This is a genomic window from Micromonospora sediminicola (assembly GCF_900089585.1).
Lineage (GTDB): Bacteria > Actinomycetota > Actinomycetes > Mycobacteriales > Micromonosporaceae > Micromonospora > Micromonospora sediminicola.
Genome location: NZ_FLRH01000003.1, coordinates 2,218,737 through 2,234,455, shown reverse-complemented (window position 1 = coordinate 2,234,455; position 15,719 = coordinate 2,218,737). Strand labels below are relative to the sequence as shown.

Annotated in this window: 14 protein-coding genes; 7 read left to right on the top strand and 7 right to left on the bottom strand. The window is 74.2% G+C overall.

The annotated features are described in order from the left end of the window. Nucleotides 1-14: 14 nt before the first annotated feature. Nucleotides 15-707 (bottom strand): lysophospholipid acyltransferase family protein, encoded by a 693-nt coding sequence (locus tag GA0070622_RS11115; RefSeq protein WP_091573230.1) that lies wholly within the window; start codon nt 705-707, stop codon nt 15-17. Nucleotides 708-848: 141 nt separating this feature from the next. Here GA0070622_RS11115 and GA0070622_RS11110 point away from each other — a divergent pair, with 141 nt between their 5' ends. Together GA0070622_RS11110 and GA0070622_RS11105 are read left to right on the top strand one after the other, a co-directional pair. Then, entirely contained in the window at nt 849-1,685 is an 837-nt protein-coding gene (locus GA0070622_RS11110; RefSeq protein ID WP_091573229.1) for a DUF308 domain-containing protein, read from the top strand. 171 nt (nt 1,686-1,856) lie between these two features. Then, nucleotides 1,857-3,275 (top strand): alpha,alpha-trehalose-phosphate synthase (UDP-forming), encoded by a 1,419-nt coding sequence (locus GA0070622_RS11105; RefSeq protein WP_091573228.1) that lies wholly within the window; start codon nt 1,857-1,859, stop codon nt 3,273-3,275. 4 nt (nt 3,276-3,279) lie between these two features. Here GA0070622_RS11105 and GA0070622_RS11100 read toward each other — a convergent pair whose 3' ends face one another. From GA0070622_RS11100 to GA0070622_RS11075, 6 genes are all read right to left on the bottom strand, one after another. Then, complete coding sequence (locus GA0070622_RS11100; protein WP_091573227.1) at nt 3,280-4,101, bottom strand: alpha/beta hydrolase; 822 nt, start codon at nt 4,099-4,101, stop codon at nt 3,280-3,282. Then, on the bottom strand, nt 4,098-5,504 hold the full coding sequence (locus tag GA0070622_RS11095; protein ID WP_091573226.1) for a flavin-containing monooxygenase: 1,407 nt from the start codon (nt 5,502-5,504) through the stop codon (nt 4,098-4,100). The genes GA0070622_RS11100 and GA0070622_RS11095 overlap by 4 nt, the downstream gene beginning before the upstream one ends. 130 nt (nt 5,505-5,634) lie before the next feature. Further along, nucleotides 5,635-6,333, bottom strand: a complete 699-nt coding sequence (locus GA0070622_RS11090) for an endonuclease/exonuclease/phosphatase family protein (RefSeq protein WP_091573225.1) — start codon at nt 6,331-6,333, stop codon at nt 5,635-5,637. A gap of 1 nt (nt 6,334) precedes the next feature. Then, on the bottom strand, nt 6,335-7,282 hold the full coding sequence (locus GA0070622_RS11085; RefSeq protein WP_091573224.1) for an ROK family glucokinase: 948 nt from the start codon (nt 7,280-7,282) through the stop codon (nt 6,335-6,337). Nucleotides 7,283-7,356: 74 nt separating this feature from the next. Then, nucleotides 7,357-8,025 carry a hypothetical protein gene (locus tag GA0070622_RS11080; protein WP_091573223.1) on the bottom strand — a complete coding sequence of 223 codons (669 nt, stop codon included), beginning with the start codon at nt 8,023-8,025 and terminating at the stop codon, nt 7,357-7,359. A gap of 41 nt (nt 8,026-8,066) precedes the next feature. Next, nucleotides 8,067-8,522 carry an SRPBCC family protein gene (locus GA0070622_RS11075; protein ID WP_091573222.1) on the bottom strand — a complete coding sequence of 152 codons (456 nt, stop codon included), beginning with the start codon at nt 8,520-8,522 and terminating at the stop codon, nt 8,067-8,069. A 167-nt stretch (nt 8,523-8,689) separates the two neighbouring features. On the opposite strand from GA0070622_RS11075, the gene GA0070622_RS11070 reads away from it, so the two are divergent. From GA0070622_RS11070 to GA0070622_RS11050, 5 genes are all read left to right on the top strand, one after another. Then, nucleotides 8,690-10,498: an AMP-dependent synthetase/ligase gene (locus GA0070622_RS11070; protein WP_091577168.1), complete on the top strand. Its 1,809-nt coding sequence runs from the start codon at nt 8,690-8,692 to the stop codon at nt 10,496-10,498. A 14-nt stretch (nt 10,499-10,512) separates the two neighbouring features. Next, nucleotides 10,513-12,207 (top strand): sensor histidine kinase, encoded by a 1,695-nt coding sequence (locus GA0070622_RS11065; protein WP_091573221.1) that lies wholly within the window; start codon nt 10,513-10,515, stop codon nt 12,205-12,207. Nucleotides 12,208-12,214: 7 nt separating this feature from the next. Next, nucleotides 12,215-12,883: a response regulator transcription factor gene (locus tag GA0070622_RS11060; RefSeq protein ID WP_007072219.1), complete on the top strand. Its 669-nt coding sequence runs from the start codon at nt 12,215-12,217 to the stop codon at nt 12,881-12,883. Nucleotides 12,884-13,081: 198 nt separating this feature from the next. Further along, nucleotides 13,082-13,894 carry an SAM-dependent methyltransferase gene (locus GA0070622_RS11055; RefSeq protein WP_091573220.1) on the top strand — a complete coding sequence of 271 codons (813 nt, stop codon included), beginning with the start codon at nt 13,082-13,084 and terminating at the stop codon, nt 13,892-13,894. 88 nt (nt 13,895-13,982) lie between these two features. Continuing rightward, a complete protein-coding gene (locus GA0070622_RS11050; RefSeq protein WP_245666590.1) occupies nt 13,983-15,656 on the top strand; it encodes a putative bifunctional diguanylate cyclase/phosphodiesterase in 1,674 nt (557 codons plus the stop codon). Nucleotides 15,657-15,719: the final 63 nt, after the last annotated feature.

Sequence of the window (15,719 nt, the reverse complement as noted above, 5' to 3'; positions counted from 1 at the left end):
CGGCCCGCGGCGCCTCAGGCCGGCACCGGCTCCCGGGGCGCGGCCTTCGCCTTCTGGGCGTACGTGTCGACGTACTCGCGGCCGGAGAGCTCCATCAGCTCGTACATGATCTCGTCGGTGACGGCCCGCTCGACGAACCGGTCACCGGCCATGCCGGCGTAGCGGGAGAAGTCCAGCGGGGGCCCGAAGCGGATCCGGACCCGACCGAGGTTGGGCACGATCTGCCCGGTGGGCTGGATGGCGTCGGAGTTGAGCATGGCCATCGGGACCACCGGCGCGCCGCTCTCCAGGGCGAGCCGGGCGACGCCGGTCTTGCCCCGGTAGAGCCGGCCGTCCGGGGAGCGGGTGCCCTCGGGGTAGATGCCGGCGATGCCCCCGGCGCGCAGCACCTGGAGCTGGGTGTCGAGCGCCGCCCGGGCAGCCCGGCCGCCGGTGCGGTCGACCGGGATGGTGCCGGATCCGACGAAGAACATCTTGGTCAGCCAGCCCTTGAGGCCCCGGCCGGTGAAGTATTCCGCTTTTGCGATGAAGGTGACTTTTCGCTTGACGATCAGCGGTGTGAAGATGGAGTCGGAGAACGAGAGGTGGTTGCTGGCCAGGATCACCGGGCCGGTCGCCGGCACGTGCTCCAGACCCTCGACCTGCGGGCGGAAGACCAGCCGCAACACTGGGCCGAGGATGATGTACTTCAGCAGCCAGTACAGCACCGGGGTCCTTCCGGGTGGGGTGGCGACGCGCGGGACCGTGCGGGAAGAGGGTACGAAGCACGAGCGGCACGCCACAACGCACTCCCGGAACCGGGTGCCGGCGTGTCAGGATTCAGAGCACAACGGCGAAGGGGGTGTCCGGTGTCAGGGGGCGGGCCCCGTCGGGGACGGCGGGACAACGGGCTCGACGCGGCCGAGTACGCGGTCGCGGGCGACGTCGATCCGCGCGTGGGTGAGCACCTGCTCGACGTGCTCGCCGCCGGCGGCATCGCCGCGTACCTCCAGCCCTCGGCCGACCTGAACCCGGTGACCCGCACCACCACCGTGCCGGCCCGACCGGTCGACCGGCTCTACGTCGACCGGTCCCACCTGACCACCGCGCGGGACTACCTCACCCAGCTCGCCGACGAGGGGTCCGACGACCCGCCGCGCCCGGACGAGCCGGACATCGAGGCCGAGTGGGCCAAGATCGTGGCCGGTTTCCACACCACGCCGACCGCGGGCAGCCACCCCTGGCCGGCCGCCGAGGACGTGGACGACCCGGTCCCGCCGGCCGGCGCCACCGCCGGCCGCGCCGAGGAGCCGACCAGCCCGACCGCCACCGACGTGCGACGGCTGCCCTACGCGGCGGACGTCTCCGGCGTCTCGCTCGGCCGTGACCGGTCCGACGAGCCCTCCCTGCTGGACGGGCTGGACACGTTCGGCGCCGACCTGCCGGGCGACGCCGAGGAGGAGCACTACACCCCGCCCCCGCCGCCACCGCTGCCGCGCTTCTCGAAGTACGCGGTGCTGGGCGTGCTCTGTGTCGTGCTCGGCTTCCTGCTCTTCCTCTCCCCCACCGTGGTGTCGCTGGTCGACCCGTCGGTGGTGACCCTGCTCGGCTTCACCGGCATCCTGGCCGGCTTCGTGATGCTCGTGTGGCGGCTGCGCCCGGGCGACCGGGACGAGGACGACCCGGACAACGGCGCGGTGGTCTGAGGCCGCGGACAGCGGCCGCCCGGATCGCGGGACGCCGCGCGCCCCGGCTCGCCGTGTAACAGGGGTGTAACTTACGGTCAGTAGGAATACCGCTGAACGTCACTTCCCGCACCGGCTGTCCGGCTTGCGTCCCCTCCGGGCACCGGTCCCCTGCTGAGCGGATTGCCCGAGATGCGACAGAGCCCCCTCGTGGTGGTGGCCAACCGCCTCCCCATCGACGACAGTGTGGCGCCCGACGGCGCCTTCGAGTGGCGCCGCAGCCCCGGCGGCCTGGTGAGCGCCCTGCACCCCCTGCTCCGGCACACCCCCGCCACCTGGGTGGGCTGGGCCGGCGGCACCGGCCCGGCGCCCGCCCTGCCCGACGTGGACGGGGTCCGGATGCACACCGTCCCGCTCACCGGTGAGGACTTCCGCGACCACTACGAGGGCTTCGCCAACGCCACCCTCTGGCCGCTCTACCACGACGCGGTGGAGCAGCCGGAGTACCACCGCCGCTGGTGGGAGGCGTACCAGCGGGTCAACCAGCGGTTCGCCGAGGCCGCCGCCGAGGTGGCCGAGCCGGGCGGGCTGGTCTGGGTGCAGGACTACCACCTCCAACTGGTGCCCGGCCTGCTCCGCGGCCTCCGCCCCGACCTGCGGATCGGCTTCTTCCTGCACGTGCCGTTCCCGCCGCCGGAGCTGTTCATGCAGCTGCCCCGCCGGGCCGAGCTGCTGCGCGGCATGCTCGGCGCCGACCTGATCGGCTTCCAGCGGGCGCAGGCCGCGCACAACTTCGCCCAGCTCGCCGCGAAGGTGCTCAGCCTGTCCGCGACCGACCGGCGGATCGCCGTCGACGACCGGGTGGTGCGCATCGGCGCGTTCCCGGTCGCCATCGACACCGCCGAGATGTCCGCGCTCGCCGCCCGGCCCGAGGTCGCCGACCGGGCCCGCCGGCTGCGGCAGGACCTGGGCCAGCCGGAGAAGGTCATCCTCAGCGTCGACCGGATGGACTACACCAAGGGCATCGAGCAGCGGTTGAAGGCCTACCGCGAGCTGCTGGCCAGCGGCGACGTCAAGGTGCGCGACACCGTGCTGGTGCAGGTGGCGGTGCCCAGCCGGGACCGGGTCGGGCAGTACCAGATCCTGCGCGACCGGGTGGAGCACCAGGTCGGCCGGATCAACGGTGAGTTCGGCCGGGTCGGCGAGCCGGCGATCCACTACCTCACCCAGCCGTTCGACCGGGCCGAGCTGGTCGCGCTCTACCGGGTCGCCGACGTGATGGCGGTGACCCCGCTGCGCGACGGGATGAACCTCGTCGCCAAGGAATACGTGGCGGCCCGGGTCGACGGCACCGGCGCGCTGCTGCTCAGCGAGTTCGCCGGCGCGGCCGCCGAGCTGGAGCAGGCGTACCTGGTCAACCCGCACGACCTGGACGGCCTGAAGCAGGGGCTGCTCGCCGCGCTGCGGGCCGGCCCGGAGGACGTCGCGGCCCGGATGCGCGCCATGCGGGAGCACGTGGCCCACAACGACATCCACGCGTGGGCGGCGTCCTACCTGAGCGCGCTGGAGGAGAGCGGGTCACTGGTCGCCCGGCGGTCCGCTCCCCGCTGAGCGCTCAGCCGCGCGGTGCGGGCACCGGGTCCTTGTCCAGCCAGTCCAGGAGCGCGTCGAGCGGCTCCCGCCAGCGGGCGTCGAGCATCAGGTCGTGGCCCATGCCGGGGAACAGCAGCGGCGCGGAGGCGTAGCGGCGGGCCGCCCGGGTCAGCGCGGCCGGCGGCAGCACCCGGTCGTCCGGGCTGCCCAGCACCAGCACCGGCGGCCGGCCCACCGCCGGCTCGGGCTGCCGGCCGGTGAGCAGCTGCCACTGCGCCCGGCGCCCGGCCCGACCCAGCCGCGCCACGTGCCGGCGGGCGTCGGCGTCGGGCAGCTCCCGGCTGAACAGCTGCCGCCGGTTGAGCCGCAGCCCCGCGCCGAAGACCGCCGGCAGCGTGCCGGCCGGGTTGCGGCGCAGGGCCGTGCCGACCGTCGCCCACCCGCCGAGCACCGGCGCCACCAGCACCGCGGCCCGCGCCGGGTATCGGGACATCGCGTGCGCCACCACCCGGGCGCCGGCGCCGTGCCCCACCAGCACCGCCTGCCGCGGCAGGCTCGCCGCCACCTGGACCACGTCATGGGTGTACGAGCGCAGCGTCGCCTCCGGCGCCGGCTCGCTGCCACCGTGCCCGCGCAGGCTCAGCGCGTACGCCGGGAAACCGCGCTCGGCGGCGTGGCCGAGCCAGTGCTCGGCGAACGCCCAGGCGCCGTGCCCGAACCCGGGGACGAACAGCAGCGGCGGCTTGGCCTCCTCCCGCTCGGGCACCGCGGCCAGCACCTCGCGCCGCACCGGCCGCTCCGGCCGGGCCCACTCCCAGCCCCGCACCACCCGCACCCGGGTCATTTGCTTCCCTCCAGCTCGTGCAGCGCGCGCTGCAGGGCGCGCAGGTAGTCGGCGTGCCCGACCTCGAACCAGTGCCGAGTGCTGTCCTTGACCTTCGCCGAGTACCGCTCGCCGAGCCCGGCGCGGACCCGGCGGTCGAACGCCTCGGCCCGCTCCGGCCGGGTCGCGCGCAGCGTGAGCAACCGGGCGAAGAGCACGCTCTGCCAGTGCGAGATGGTGAAGATGCCGGAATCCGGCTGCACCAGACCGACCACGGCCAGCGTGGGATGGCCGGCGGTGAAGGCGTTCAGCCAGAGCCGGGGGCGGCCGGAGCCGTCCTCGTCGCCGAGCACCCGGCCCTTGAGGAACTCGAAGCGCGGCAGGTAGCCGGTGGCGAAGACGACCAGCTCCGGGTCGATCCGCCGCCCGTCGGTCAGCTCCACCGTGCGGTCGTGGAACCGGGCCACGTCCGGCACCGGGGTGATCTCGCCGTGGCCGACGTAGTAGACGAGCTGGCTGTTGGCGATCGGGTGCGTCTCGTAGACCCGGTGGTCGGGCTTCGGCAGGCCGAACCGGGTCAGGTCGCCGACGGTCAGCCGCAGCGTCCAGTGGTAGAGCCACTGCCGCACCCGCAGCGGCACCCGCAACGCCAGCAGCGTGTCGTTCACCTGGTCGGCGGGGCGGCCGAGAACGTACTTCGGGGCGTACCAGTAGCCGCGCCGGGTGGAGTGCCAGCAGTGCGACGCCTGTTGGGCCGCCTCGACCGCGATGTCGCAGCCGGTGTTGCCGGCGCCGACCACCAGTACCCGCTTGCCGCGCAGCTGCGCCGGGTCCTTGTAGGAGGAGGCGTGCATGACCTCGCCGCGGAACTCCTCCAGCCCTTCGTAGCGGGGCAGCTTCGGCGACCAGTTGTGCCCGTTGGCCAGCACCACGGCGGCGTAACGGGAGGTGCGCTCCGGGCCGTAGCCGCCGGTGCTGCGGGTGGTCACGTCCCACCGGTCCCCCTCGACCGGCTCGACCCGGACCACCTCGGTGCCGAACCAGACGTGCTGGCGCAGGTCGAAGTGGTCGGCGTACCGCTCGAAGTAGGACAGCAGCTGGCTGTGGTGCGGGTAGTCCGGCCAGTCGTCCGGCATCGGGAAGTCCGGGAACTGGGTGAACGGCCGGGACGAGATGAGGTGTGTGCTGGCGTACACCGGGCTGCGGTCGTGCCGCCAGTTCCACGCGCCGCCCACGCCGGTCTCCCGCTCGTAGCAGTCCACGCCGAAGCCGGCCTCGCGGAGGTTCTTGACGGCGGTCAGGCCGCTGGCGCCGGCGCCGATGACGCAGACCGTGTCGCCCCGGTCGGAGACCGGTCGGTCGTCCCGGCTCGGGACGACGGTCGGGTCCGGGTCGGGGCGACCGAGGTCGGTGGAGGAGGACACCGGGACATCTCCTTTTGTGCGGCACGCGTGCCGGTCGGTGCGAAATCCTGCCGACAATGCCCGCCGTTGTCCAGCCGTCCAGTCCGCCACGGCCCACCCGGACGCGCGGCCGCGGCGCGCGCCGGGGCGGTCAGTCGGTGGGCAGCAGCAGGTCGACCAGGACCGGGAAGTGGTCGCTGGCCCGGCGGGTGCGCGGGGTGTCGACCACGTCGTAGTCGGCCACGGTGATCCGCGGGTCGACGAAGAGCGCGTCGATGCGGCGGCGCGGGTCGGCGCAGGAGAACGTGTGCCGGTCGGCGCGGTCGGCGGCGACCGCGGTGTCGGTCAGCCCCTCGGCGACGGTCCGCCAGGCCGGCCCGTCCGGCCCCTCGTTGAGGTCCGCGCCGGCCACCACGGGCAGCGGCGACGCGGCCAGCTCCCGCTTGAACGCCGCCGCCTGGGCCGGCCGCTCCGCCGGGTCGGTGGACAGGTGCGAGCCGGCCAGCAGGAAGTCGACCCCGCCCACCCGGCACCGCGCGTACGCCGCGCCGCGCAGGTGCCGGCCCGGGGTCAGCGGGTAGCGCTGGCAGCGGGTCTCGGTGACCCGCACCCGCAGGGTGGTCAGCAACAGATTGCCCAGCGACGGCAGGCCGCCGGCCGCCACCACCATGCCGAACGACTCGGCCAGCGTGGCGGACTTCTGCCGCCACCGGAACCGGCGCGGTCCCTCCTGGACGATCACCACGTCCGGGGCGGCCTCCCGGACCACCTCGGCCAGCGCGGCGGTGTCGTCGCGCTGGCTGTGGACGTTGTACGACAGCACCCGCAGCGGCACACCCGGAGCCGCCACGTCAGATCCGCCGGGCCAGGTCGGCGGCGCCGATCACGCCTGCGGTGTTGCCCAGCTCGGCCGGGCGCACCTCGGCGACGGGCAGGCGGCTGCGCTGCGCCAGGGCGTCGGTGAACGACCGCCGGGTCGGGCCGAGCAGCAGGTCGCCGGCGTCGATCACGCCGCCGCCGACCACCAGCACCTGCGGGTCGAGGATCTGCGCCATGTCGGCGAGGCTGGTGCCGAGCCAGCGGCCGACCTGGGCGAACGCCTCGGTGGAGACCGGGTCGCCGCCCTTGGCCGCGGCGGTCACCATCGGGCCGGTGATCGCCTCGGCCTCGCCGTCGGCCAGCTCCAGCAGCGCGGTGGCCCGGTGCGGCTCCTGCCGGGCGGCGGCCCGGGCGAAGCGGACCAGGGCGCTGCCGCTCGCGTACTGCTCGATGCAGCCCAGCCGGCCGCAGCCGCACTGGTGGCCGTCCGGCACGGTGAGCATGTGGCCCAGCTCGGCGGCGATGCCGTGGGCGCCCCGGACCAGCTCGCCGCCGAGCACGATGCCCCCGCCGACGCCGGTGCCGATGGTGAACATGACCATCGAGTCGTCGGCCTCGCGGGCGGCGCCGTAGCGGAACTCCGCCCAGGCGGCCACGTTCCCGTCGTTCTCCACGATCACCGGCAGGCCGGTGGCGTTGCCGACGTACTCGCGCAGCGGCTCGTCCCGCCAGGCCAGGTTGGGGGCGAAGAGCACGGTGGAGCGGGAGGCGTCGATCCAGCCGGCCGCGCCGATGCCGACGGCCTCGACCGTGCGGCCGGTGGCCAGCTCGGTGACCACCTCGATGATGACGTCGCGGGTCTTGGCCACGTCGTCGGCGGGGGTGTCCCGTCGCGTCTGCACGAGTACCGCGCCGGTGTCGTCCACGACACCGCCGGCCACCTTCGTGCCACCGACGTCGACTCCGATGGTCAGCGTCACCGCTGCCACTCCCCTCTGCTGTGCTGCCCCGGCACCGGCCGAACCGGCCGTTGCGGTCCCGGGATGTCCGGTGGTCAGGCCCCGTCGCCTGATGCGTCCGCGCCCACCTCGCCGGACGCCCGCGAGGCGGGCACCACGGGTTGGCCGGCCGGCGGCCGGCTCGACGCCGGCTCGTCCGGCCCGGCGGCGTCGGCGGGCGGTTGCGACGAGGCACCCGGGTCGGAAGCGTCCGCCCCCCGGGTGGCGGCGGACCAGACGTCCTGCTCGGGTGCCGGCTGAGAATCATGCCCGGTACGGGTCGCCTCGCGCCACACGTGGTCCCCGGGTTCGCCGGGAGCGGCACCGCACGGGGTGGCCGGTTCGGCCGGTTCGGCCGGGGCGAACGCCCGCAGCAGGCTGGCCACCCCGGCGGCCAGGTCGCCGGCGCCGGTGGCCAGCCGCTCGGCGAATTCGGGACTCGGGTCACGCAACGCCGCGATCCCGCGACAGACCGGGCAGACGCAGCATTCCGGGGAACCGGTGGCGAAACCGGCGCCACCGGCCGCCGGGGCCGAGGCGTGCGACGAGGCGCGCCCCGGGCCGGCGCCGCCCGGGGTGTGACCGAGGACACCGGAGAGGATCCCACCGAGCGGACCCCACGGGCCCGAACCGGGGGCGGCGGCGGCCAGCCTGGCGGAGGCCAGCAGCGTGGCGACGAGGCGCTCGGCCTCTTCCCGGGCCGAACCCGGATCAGTGGTGCCCATGGTTCGGCTCCTCCAGCGTGGCAACCGGGACGACGGTCGGGTCAGTGCGCTGCACCGGGTGCTTCTACCCGGCGCTTGAGCTGCTTCAACGCGGCATCCATGATCATTTTCTCGGCCTTGCGGCGGAACATGCCGAGCATCGCCACGGACAGCTCCACCTCGAGCGTGTAGGTCACCGTGGTCGTCCCGTCCGGATTGCCGACCAGGTCGTACGAGCCGCGCTGGGACCGCTGCATCTTCGACGGCGCGACCAGGTGCCACTCGATCCGGGAGATGTCCTCGGCGTACTCGTAGGCCAGCACGTACTCGTCGGCCAGCACGCCCGCGTCCAGCGTGAACCGGACCTGGCTGGCGTAGCCGTCCTCGTACTCCTCGACCACCTCGGCCTGCCGCACCGCCTCGGCCCACTCCGGGTAGCGGGGGAAGTCGCAGATGACCGCCGCCACCCGGTCCGGTGCGGCGCCGATGATGATCGACTGGGTGGAGGTGTCCGCCATGGGGGGAGGCTACCCGGCCACCGGCCCGACCGCGCCGCTCCACCCGCCCGCCGGGTGTCCCACCAGCCGGGCGGGCAACCTCCCTGGCCGACCCACCGGGGCGGGCGGGTAGGTTTCGACTAGCCGACCAGGCCGGCCCCCGCCGGTGCGAGCACGAGGGAGTGCAGGTGCGCGAGTTCTCCGTTCCGCCGATCGTCACCGTCGGCGACGCGGCCAACCTGACCGACCCGGTCTGGGAAAACGCCGAGGTCGCCCCGGACACCGTGCAGTTCGTCCGCCAGATCGGTGACGCGGGGACCGCGTCCCGGTCCGAGGTGACCTGCCGGCAGTTCCGCGACGAGGTGGTCGCGGTGGCCCGGGGCCTGGTCGCGGCCGGCGTCTCCCCCGGCGACCGGGTCGCCCTGATGAGCCGCACCCGCTACGAGTGGACGCTGTTCGACTACGCCATCTGGGCCGCCGGCGCGGTCACCGTGCCGATCTACGAGACCTCCAGCGCCGAGCAGGCCGCCTGGATCCTCGGCGACTCCGGCGCCGTGGCCGTGGTGGTGGAGAGCACCGCGCACGCCACCCTGGTCGCCGGCGTCCGGGACCGGCTGCCCGAGCTGCGCGAGGTCTGGCAGATCGAGCTGGGCGCGGTCGACGACCTGGTCGCGGCCGGCGCCTCGGTGGACCCGGCCGAGATCGAGGTCCGCCGGTCGATGCTCAAGGCCGACGACGTCGCCACGATCATCTACACCAGCGGCACCACCGGCCGGCCGAAGGGCTGCGTGCTGACCCACCGCAACATCTACGCCGACATCGCCAACGCGGTGCCGGTGCTGCCCAACCTGTTCCGCCAGGGCGCCTCCACCCTGCTCTTCCTGCCGCTCGCGCACGCGTTCGCCCGGCTGATCCAGGTCGGCGTGGTGCAGGCCCGGGCCACCATGGCGCACTGCGCCGACACCAAGGACCTGGTCGGCGAGCTGCAGGAGTTCAAGCCGACGTTCGTGCTCTCCGTACCCCGGGTCTTCGAGAAGGTCTACAACGGCGCGCGGCAGAAGGCCGAGGCCGACGGCAAGGGCAAGATCTTCGACCGGGCGGAGAAGGTCGCCATCGCCTGGAGCGAGGCGCTGGAGACCCCGGGCGGCCCGGGCCTGGCGCTACGGGCCCAGCACACCCTGTTCGACAAGCTGGTCTACGGCAAGCTGCGCGCCGCCATGGGTGGCCGCTGCCGCGACGCCATCTCCGGTGGTGCGCCGCTCGGCGCCCGGCTCGGGCACTTCTTCCGCGGCGTCGGGGTGACCATCTGCGAGGGGTACGGCCTCACCGAGACCTCGCCGGCCGCCGCCGCCAACCTGCCCACCGGCACCCGGATCGGCACGGTCGGCCGACCGCTGCCCGGCGTGACCATCCGGATCGACGACGACGGCGAGATCCTGATCTCCGGCGACATCGTCTTCCAGGGTTACTGGCACAACGAGGCGGCCACCGCCGAGGCGCTGACCACCGACGGCTGGTTCCGCACCGGCGACCTGGGCCAGCTCGACGAGGACGGCTACCTGAGCATCACCGGCCGCAAGAAGGAGATCATCGTGACCGCGGGCGGCAAGAACGTCGCCCCGGCGGTGCTGGAGGACCAGGTCCGGGCGCATCCGCTGGTCAGCCAGTGCGTGGTCGTCGGCGACCGGCAGCCGTTCATCTCGGCGCTGGTCACCATCGACGAGGAGGCGCTGCCGAAGTGGCTGGCCGCGCACGGGCGCCCGGAGACCACCACCGCGGCCGAGCTGCGCGAGGACGAGGCGTTGCGGGCCGAGGTGCAGAGCGCGGTCGACCAGGCCAACCTGTCCGTCTCCAAGGCCGAGGCGATCAAGGTGTTCCGGATCCTGCCCCAGGACTTCACCGAGACGACCGGCGAGCTGACCCCCTCGCTGAAGGTCAAGCGACAGGTTGTGCACAAGACGTACGCCACGGAGATCGCGGAGATCTACCAGCGCTGACTACCATCCGTCAGGTGCCCGCCTCCACATCCGGCCAGCCGCAGACGCAGCCCCTCGCGGTCGCGGCCCGCGCGGTCCTCCTCGCGCTGGTCGCCGCCCTGACCCTGTTCGCCACCCGCGACGCCAGCCAGCTCTGGTGGATAGCCCTGCTCGGCGTCGCCGGCCTGCCCGCCGTGCTGGCGCCGCAGCACCGGCTGCTCGCCCCGATCAGCCGCTTCGCCGAGGTCGTGGTGCTCGGCCTGGCCGCCAGCCAGGTCGCCGCCGACACCCAGCTCACCGGCGTCACCGGCGGGCTGGGCGCCTCGGCCGTGCTGCCCTACCTCGCCGTGCCGGTCACCGTCACCGCGCTGCGCCGCCGGTTCCGCGAGGGCGCCGCGCTGCTCGCCGTGGCGGCGGCCACGCTGCTGGCCAGCGCCGCGTTCACCGAGGTGGGCGGCGAGCCGCAGCTCGGCCAGCTCGGCTACCTCGCGGTCTGCGCCCAGTGGCTGATCCTGGCCGGCCTCGGCCTCTACACCGCCGGCACCCTGCAACGTGTGATCCGGGTCCGCAACGCCGGCAAGCCCCAGCCGTACGCGGAGGCCACCCGCCTGCTCACCCAGCTGCGGACGGTCGCCCGTCAGCTGCCCGGCGCCACCCTGGACCCGGGCGGCATCTCCGAGCACCTGCTGGAGGAGCTGCGGGTGGTGGCGAAGACCGACCGCGGCGCGGTGCTCTCCGCCAGCGGCGGCGGCCGGCTGGTCGTGCTCGCCCAGATCGGCGCGGACCGGGTCGACTGGGAGACGACGCTCGACGCCGACTCGGCCATCGCCGACGCCTGGGCCAGCCAGCAGCCGACCGTCTCGGCCCGCTCGCAGGCCCGGTCCCGGCGCTCCGGCGAGGTCTCCGCGCTGATCGTGCCGCTGGTCGCCGGCGTGCGCACGGTCGGCCTGGTGGTGGTCGAGGCGGACACCGCCGCCGCGTACCCGCCGCCGGTGGTGTCCCGGGTGACCGCGCTGACCGGCCCGGCCGCGCTGCGGCTGGAGGCCGCCCTGCTCTTCGACGAGGTGCGCTCGCTGGCCACCAACGAGGAGCGGCAGCGACTGGCCCGGGAGATCCACGACGGGGTCGCCCAGGAGCTGGTCATGGTCGGCTACGGCATCGACAACGCCCTGGCCACCGTGCACGACGACGCCGAGGAGACCGCCGAGTCGCTGCGCACGCTGCGCCACGAGGTCACCCGGGTGATCACCGAGCTGCGGCTCAGCCTGTTCGAGCTGCGCAGCGAGGTGGACCGGCACGGCGGCCTGGCCGCGGCCATCGCCGAGTACGCGCGCACCGTCGGCGCGGCCGGCGGCCTGCGGGTGAACCTGTCGCTGGACGAGTCCACCGCCCGGCTGCCGGCCGCCACCGAGGCCGAGTTGCTGCGCATCGCGCAGGAGGCGGTGACCAACGCCCGCAAGCACGCCGGCGCGTCGAACCTCTGGGTCACGTGTGAGGTGGATCCCCCGTACGCCCGAATCGAAGTGTCGGATGACGGTCACGGCATCGGTGACCAGCGCCCCGAGGGGCACTATGGTCTTGCGATCATGGCGGAGAGGGCGGAACGTATCCGAGGCCGGTTGGAGATCAGGCCGCGGCAACCCAGCGGCACGACCGTGGCGGTGGTACTCGGCTCGTCGCCCCGGCGCGATAAGGTGCGCGGCAGCGCCGCAGCAGCAGAAGGGGAGTAACCCGAGGATGACCACTAGCCCGACACCGGCCACCCGTACCAAGGTTCTCCTTGTCGACGATCACGACCTGATCCGCAAGGGTCTGCGGCACGCCTTCGAGAGGGACCGGCAGTTCGAGGTCGTGGGCGAGGCCGCCACGGCCGCGGAGGGTGTGCGCCAGGCCGGCGCGCTCCAGCCGGACGTGGTGATCATGGACCTGCGGCTGCCCGACGGCAGCGGCCTGGAGGCGACCCGCGCGCTGCGCAAGTCCAGCGCGTCGATGGGCATCGTCGTGCTCACCATGTACGCCGGCGACGACCAGCTCTTCGGTGCCCTGGAGGCGGGTGCCAGCGCGTTCGTGCCGAAGACCGCGCCGGCCGACGAGGTGGTGGCCGCCGCCCGGCACGCCGCCTCCTCCCCCAGCGCGTTCACCGCGGCCGACCTGGCCGAGGCGATGAAGCGCCGGCTCGCCCCGTCCGGCCCGCAGCTGTCCCCGCGCGAGGGCCAGGTGCTGCGCCTGCTCGCCGACGGCATGAGCGTGGCCGGCATCGCCAAGCAGCTCTTCGTCAGCGAGTCGACCGCCAAGACCCACATCTCCAAGCTCTACGAGAAGCTGGGCGCGGCCAACCGCGCCCAGGCGCTGATGACCGCGCTGCGGCTGGGGCTGCTGGAGGCCCCGGACGCGCCGAAGTTCTGACGCCGTCGCCGGAGAGGCCTGAGTCCGCACGCCGGACGCGGGCCTCTCCGGCATTCCGGGCGCGCCTGACCGCGTACGGTGAAGGGCCGGACGCGTAGCGACGGCGGTCTTTGCAGCACGACGGCGGGCAGGCAGAATACCCGGGTGATCCGCGCGGCGGTGACGGCCGCGCGTCGCCGACACCCAAGGGGCAGGGACATGCAGCGGCCGGACTGGGCACCCGAGACCATCGACATCGAGCGCCCCAGCGTGGCCCGCATGTACGACTACTACCTCGGCGGCTCGCACAACTTCGCGGCCGACCGGGCCGCCGCCCGGGCGATGGTGGAGGCGGTGCCGGAGGCCCCGCTGATGGCCCAGGCCAACCGGGCGTTCCTGCGCCGGGCGGTGCACTACCTCGCCGACGCCGGCGTGCGCCAGTTCCTGGACATCGGCTCCGGCATCCCGACCGTGGGCAACGTGCACGAGATCGCCCAGCGGATCGACCCGGAGTCGCGGGTGGTCTACGTCGACGTGGACCCGGTCGCGGTGGCGCACAGCCAGGAGATCCTGGCCGGCAACGAGCGGGCCGCGGTGGTACGCGAGGACCTGCGCGACCCGGAGGCGATCCTGGGCCACCCGGACGTCAACCGGCTGCTCGACTTCTCCCAGCCGGTCGCGGTGATGATCGTGGCGGTGCTGCACTTCGTCCCCGACGCCGACCGCCCGGAGGAGATCCTGCGGACGCTGCGCGCGGCGCTGGCCCCCGGCAGCCACCTGGTGCTCTCCCAGGCCAGCGACGACGGCCGGGACGGCACCGGCGAGCGGGCCGAGGCCGAGCGGGTCTACCGGCGCACCGACAGCCAGCTGTTCATCCGCGGCCGGGCCGAGCTGACCGCGCTCTTCGACGGCTTCGAGCTGGTCGACCCGGGCGTGGTGTGGGTGCCGCAGTGGCGTCCGGACGCCCCCGACCAGGCGGAGAACGCCGAGCGGGCGGTCTTCATGGGCGGGGTCGGGCGGCTCGGTGGCTGACGACCTGGCCGTGACCGCCGCCCGCCACCGTCCCAGCGTCTTCGCCCGGGCCTGGGCCAAGGCGGTCTCCGGCACCAGCTACCTGCCGATGACCCAGGCGCAGCTGGAGGAGGTGCTCCAGCGGCTCACCGAGCGGCTCGCCCAGGCGCTGCGGGCCGACCCGTTCGACCTGCGGATCGGGCAGCAGGTGGGCGCGGAGCTGGTGCAGTCGCACATCGCCTCCGCCGAGGGGTTGGGCCGCACCGTCGAGGTGATCCAGCTGCGCCTGGTCCGCGACCTCGACCTGGTCGTCGACGACGTCGAGGACCGGATGGCCCGGCTGCTCGCCACCGTCGCCACCGGGTACGCCCGCGCGCTGCGCGACCGTACGCTCGACGAGCAGGAGTCGATCCGCCGGGCCGCGATGATGGCCCGGGCCCACGCCGAACGGGCGCTGCGCGACAGCGAGGCCCGGTTCCGGCACCAGGCCACCCACGACCCGCTGACCGACCTGCCCAACCGGACGCTGTTCACCGAGCGGCTGACCGCCGCGATCGACACCCCGGGCCGGGGCGCCGACCGGGTCGGCGTCTGCTTCCTCGACCTGGACCGCTTCAAGGTGGTCAACGACTCGCTCGGCCACCAGGTCGGCGACTCGTTGCTGGTGGCGGTGGCCCAGCGGCTGCGCCGGGCACTCGGCGAGCACCTGGTGGCCCGCCTGGGCGGCGACGAGTTCGTCGTCCTGGTGGAACGCACCGCCGGCACCGACGACGCGGTCAAGGTGGCCGAGGCGGCGCTGGCCGCGGTGCGGGAGCCGGCGCTGGTCGACGGGCACGAGCTGACCGTGTCGGCCAGCATCGGCATCGTGGAGCGGCCCGTGGCCGGCACCTCCCCGATGGAGCTGATGCGCGCGGCGGACAGCACGCTGCACTGGGCCAAGGCCGCCGGCGGGGCGCGCTGGTCGCTGTTCGACGCCGACCGCAACCGCCGCGAGCTGGCCCGGTACGCGCTCTCCGCGGCGATCCCCGCCGCGCTGGACCGGGGCGAGTTCTACCTCGACTACCAGCCGCTCACGTCGCTGCGCGACGGCCGGGTGCTCGGCATGGAGGCGCTGGTGCGCTGGCGCCACCCGGAGCTGGGTGTGCTCCGGCCGGACAGCTTCATCCCGCTGGCCGAGGAGACCGGCCTGATCGTCCGGCTCGGCAGCTGGGTGCTGGCCGAGGCGTGCCGCGAGGCGGGCACCTGGCCGGCGATCGACGGCGCCGCCCCGTTCGTCAGCGTCAACCTGGCCGTCCGCCAACTGCACCGGGCCGATCTGGTGCCGGAGGTGCGGGGCGTGCTCGGCCGCACCGGCCTGGCGCCGGAACGGCTGCAACTGGAGATCACCGAGAGCACCATGATGAGCACGGTGGTCGAGCCGGTGCGGGCGCTGCGGGTGCTGGGCGACCTCGGTGTCCGGGTGGCGATCGACGACTTCGGCACCGGCTACTGCAACCTCGCGTACCTGCGGGACCTGCCGGTCGACGAGCTGAAGGTGGCCGGTGAGTTCGTGACCGGCCTGCGGGCCCCGGCCGGTGACCCGGGTGGCCGTACCGACGAGCGGATCCTCGGCTCGCTGGTCTCGCTGGCGCACGCGCTCGGCCTCACCGTCACCGCCGAGGGGGTGGAGACGGCGCACCAGGCGGACCGCCTGCGCGCGATCGGCTGCGACGCCGGGCAGGGCTGGCACTTCGGCCGCCCGGGACCGGCCGTGCAGCACCTCACCCACGCGCCCGCCGCGTAAGGAAGGGCCCCCTCTTGACGCCTGCGGTATAGGAGGGGCCCCCGCTTAACACGTGAGGGTGCG

Bases quoted from the DNA above. Each gene is read 5' to 3' on its own strand.
- GA0070622_RS11105 (WP_091573228.1), top strand. From the start codon at position 1,857: ATGCGACAGAGCCCCCTCGTGGTGGTGGCCAACCGCCTCCCCATCGAC.
- GA0070622_RS11100 (WP_091573227.1), bottom strand. From the start codon at position 4,101: ATGACCCGGGTGCGGGTGGTGCGGGGCTGGGAGTGGGCCCGGCCGGAG.
- GA0070622_RS11080 (WP_091573223.1), bottom strand. From the start codon at position 8,025: ATGGGCACCACTGATCCGGGTTCGGCCCGGGAAGAGGCCGAGCGCCTC.
- GA0070622_RS11075 (WP_091573222.1), bottom strand. From the start codon at position 8,522: ATGGCGGACACCTCCACCCAGTCGATCATCATCGGCGCCGCACCGGAC.
- GA0070622_RS11060 (WP_007072219.1), top strand. From the start codon at position 12,215: ATGACCACTAGCCCGACACCGGCCACCCGTACCAAGGTTCTCCTTGTC.
- GA0070622_RS11055 (WP_091573220.1), top strand. From the start codon at position 13,082: ATGCAGCGGCCGGACTGGGCACCCGAGACCATCGACATCGAGCGCCCC.
- GA0070622_RS11050 (WP_245666590.1), top strand. From the start codon at position 13,983: ATGACCCAGGCGCAGCTGGAGGAGGTGCTCCAGCGGCTCACCGAGCGG.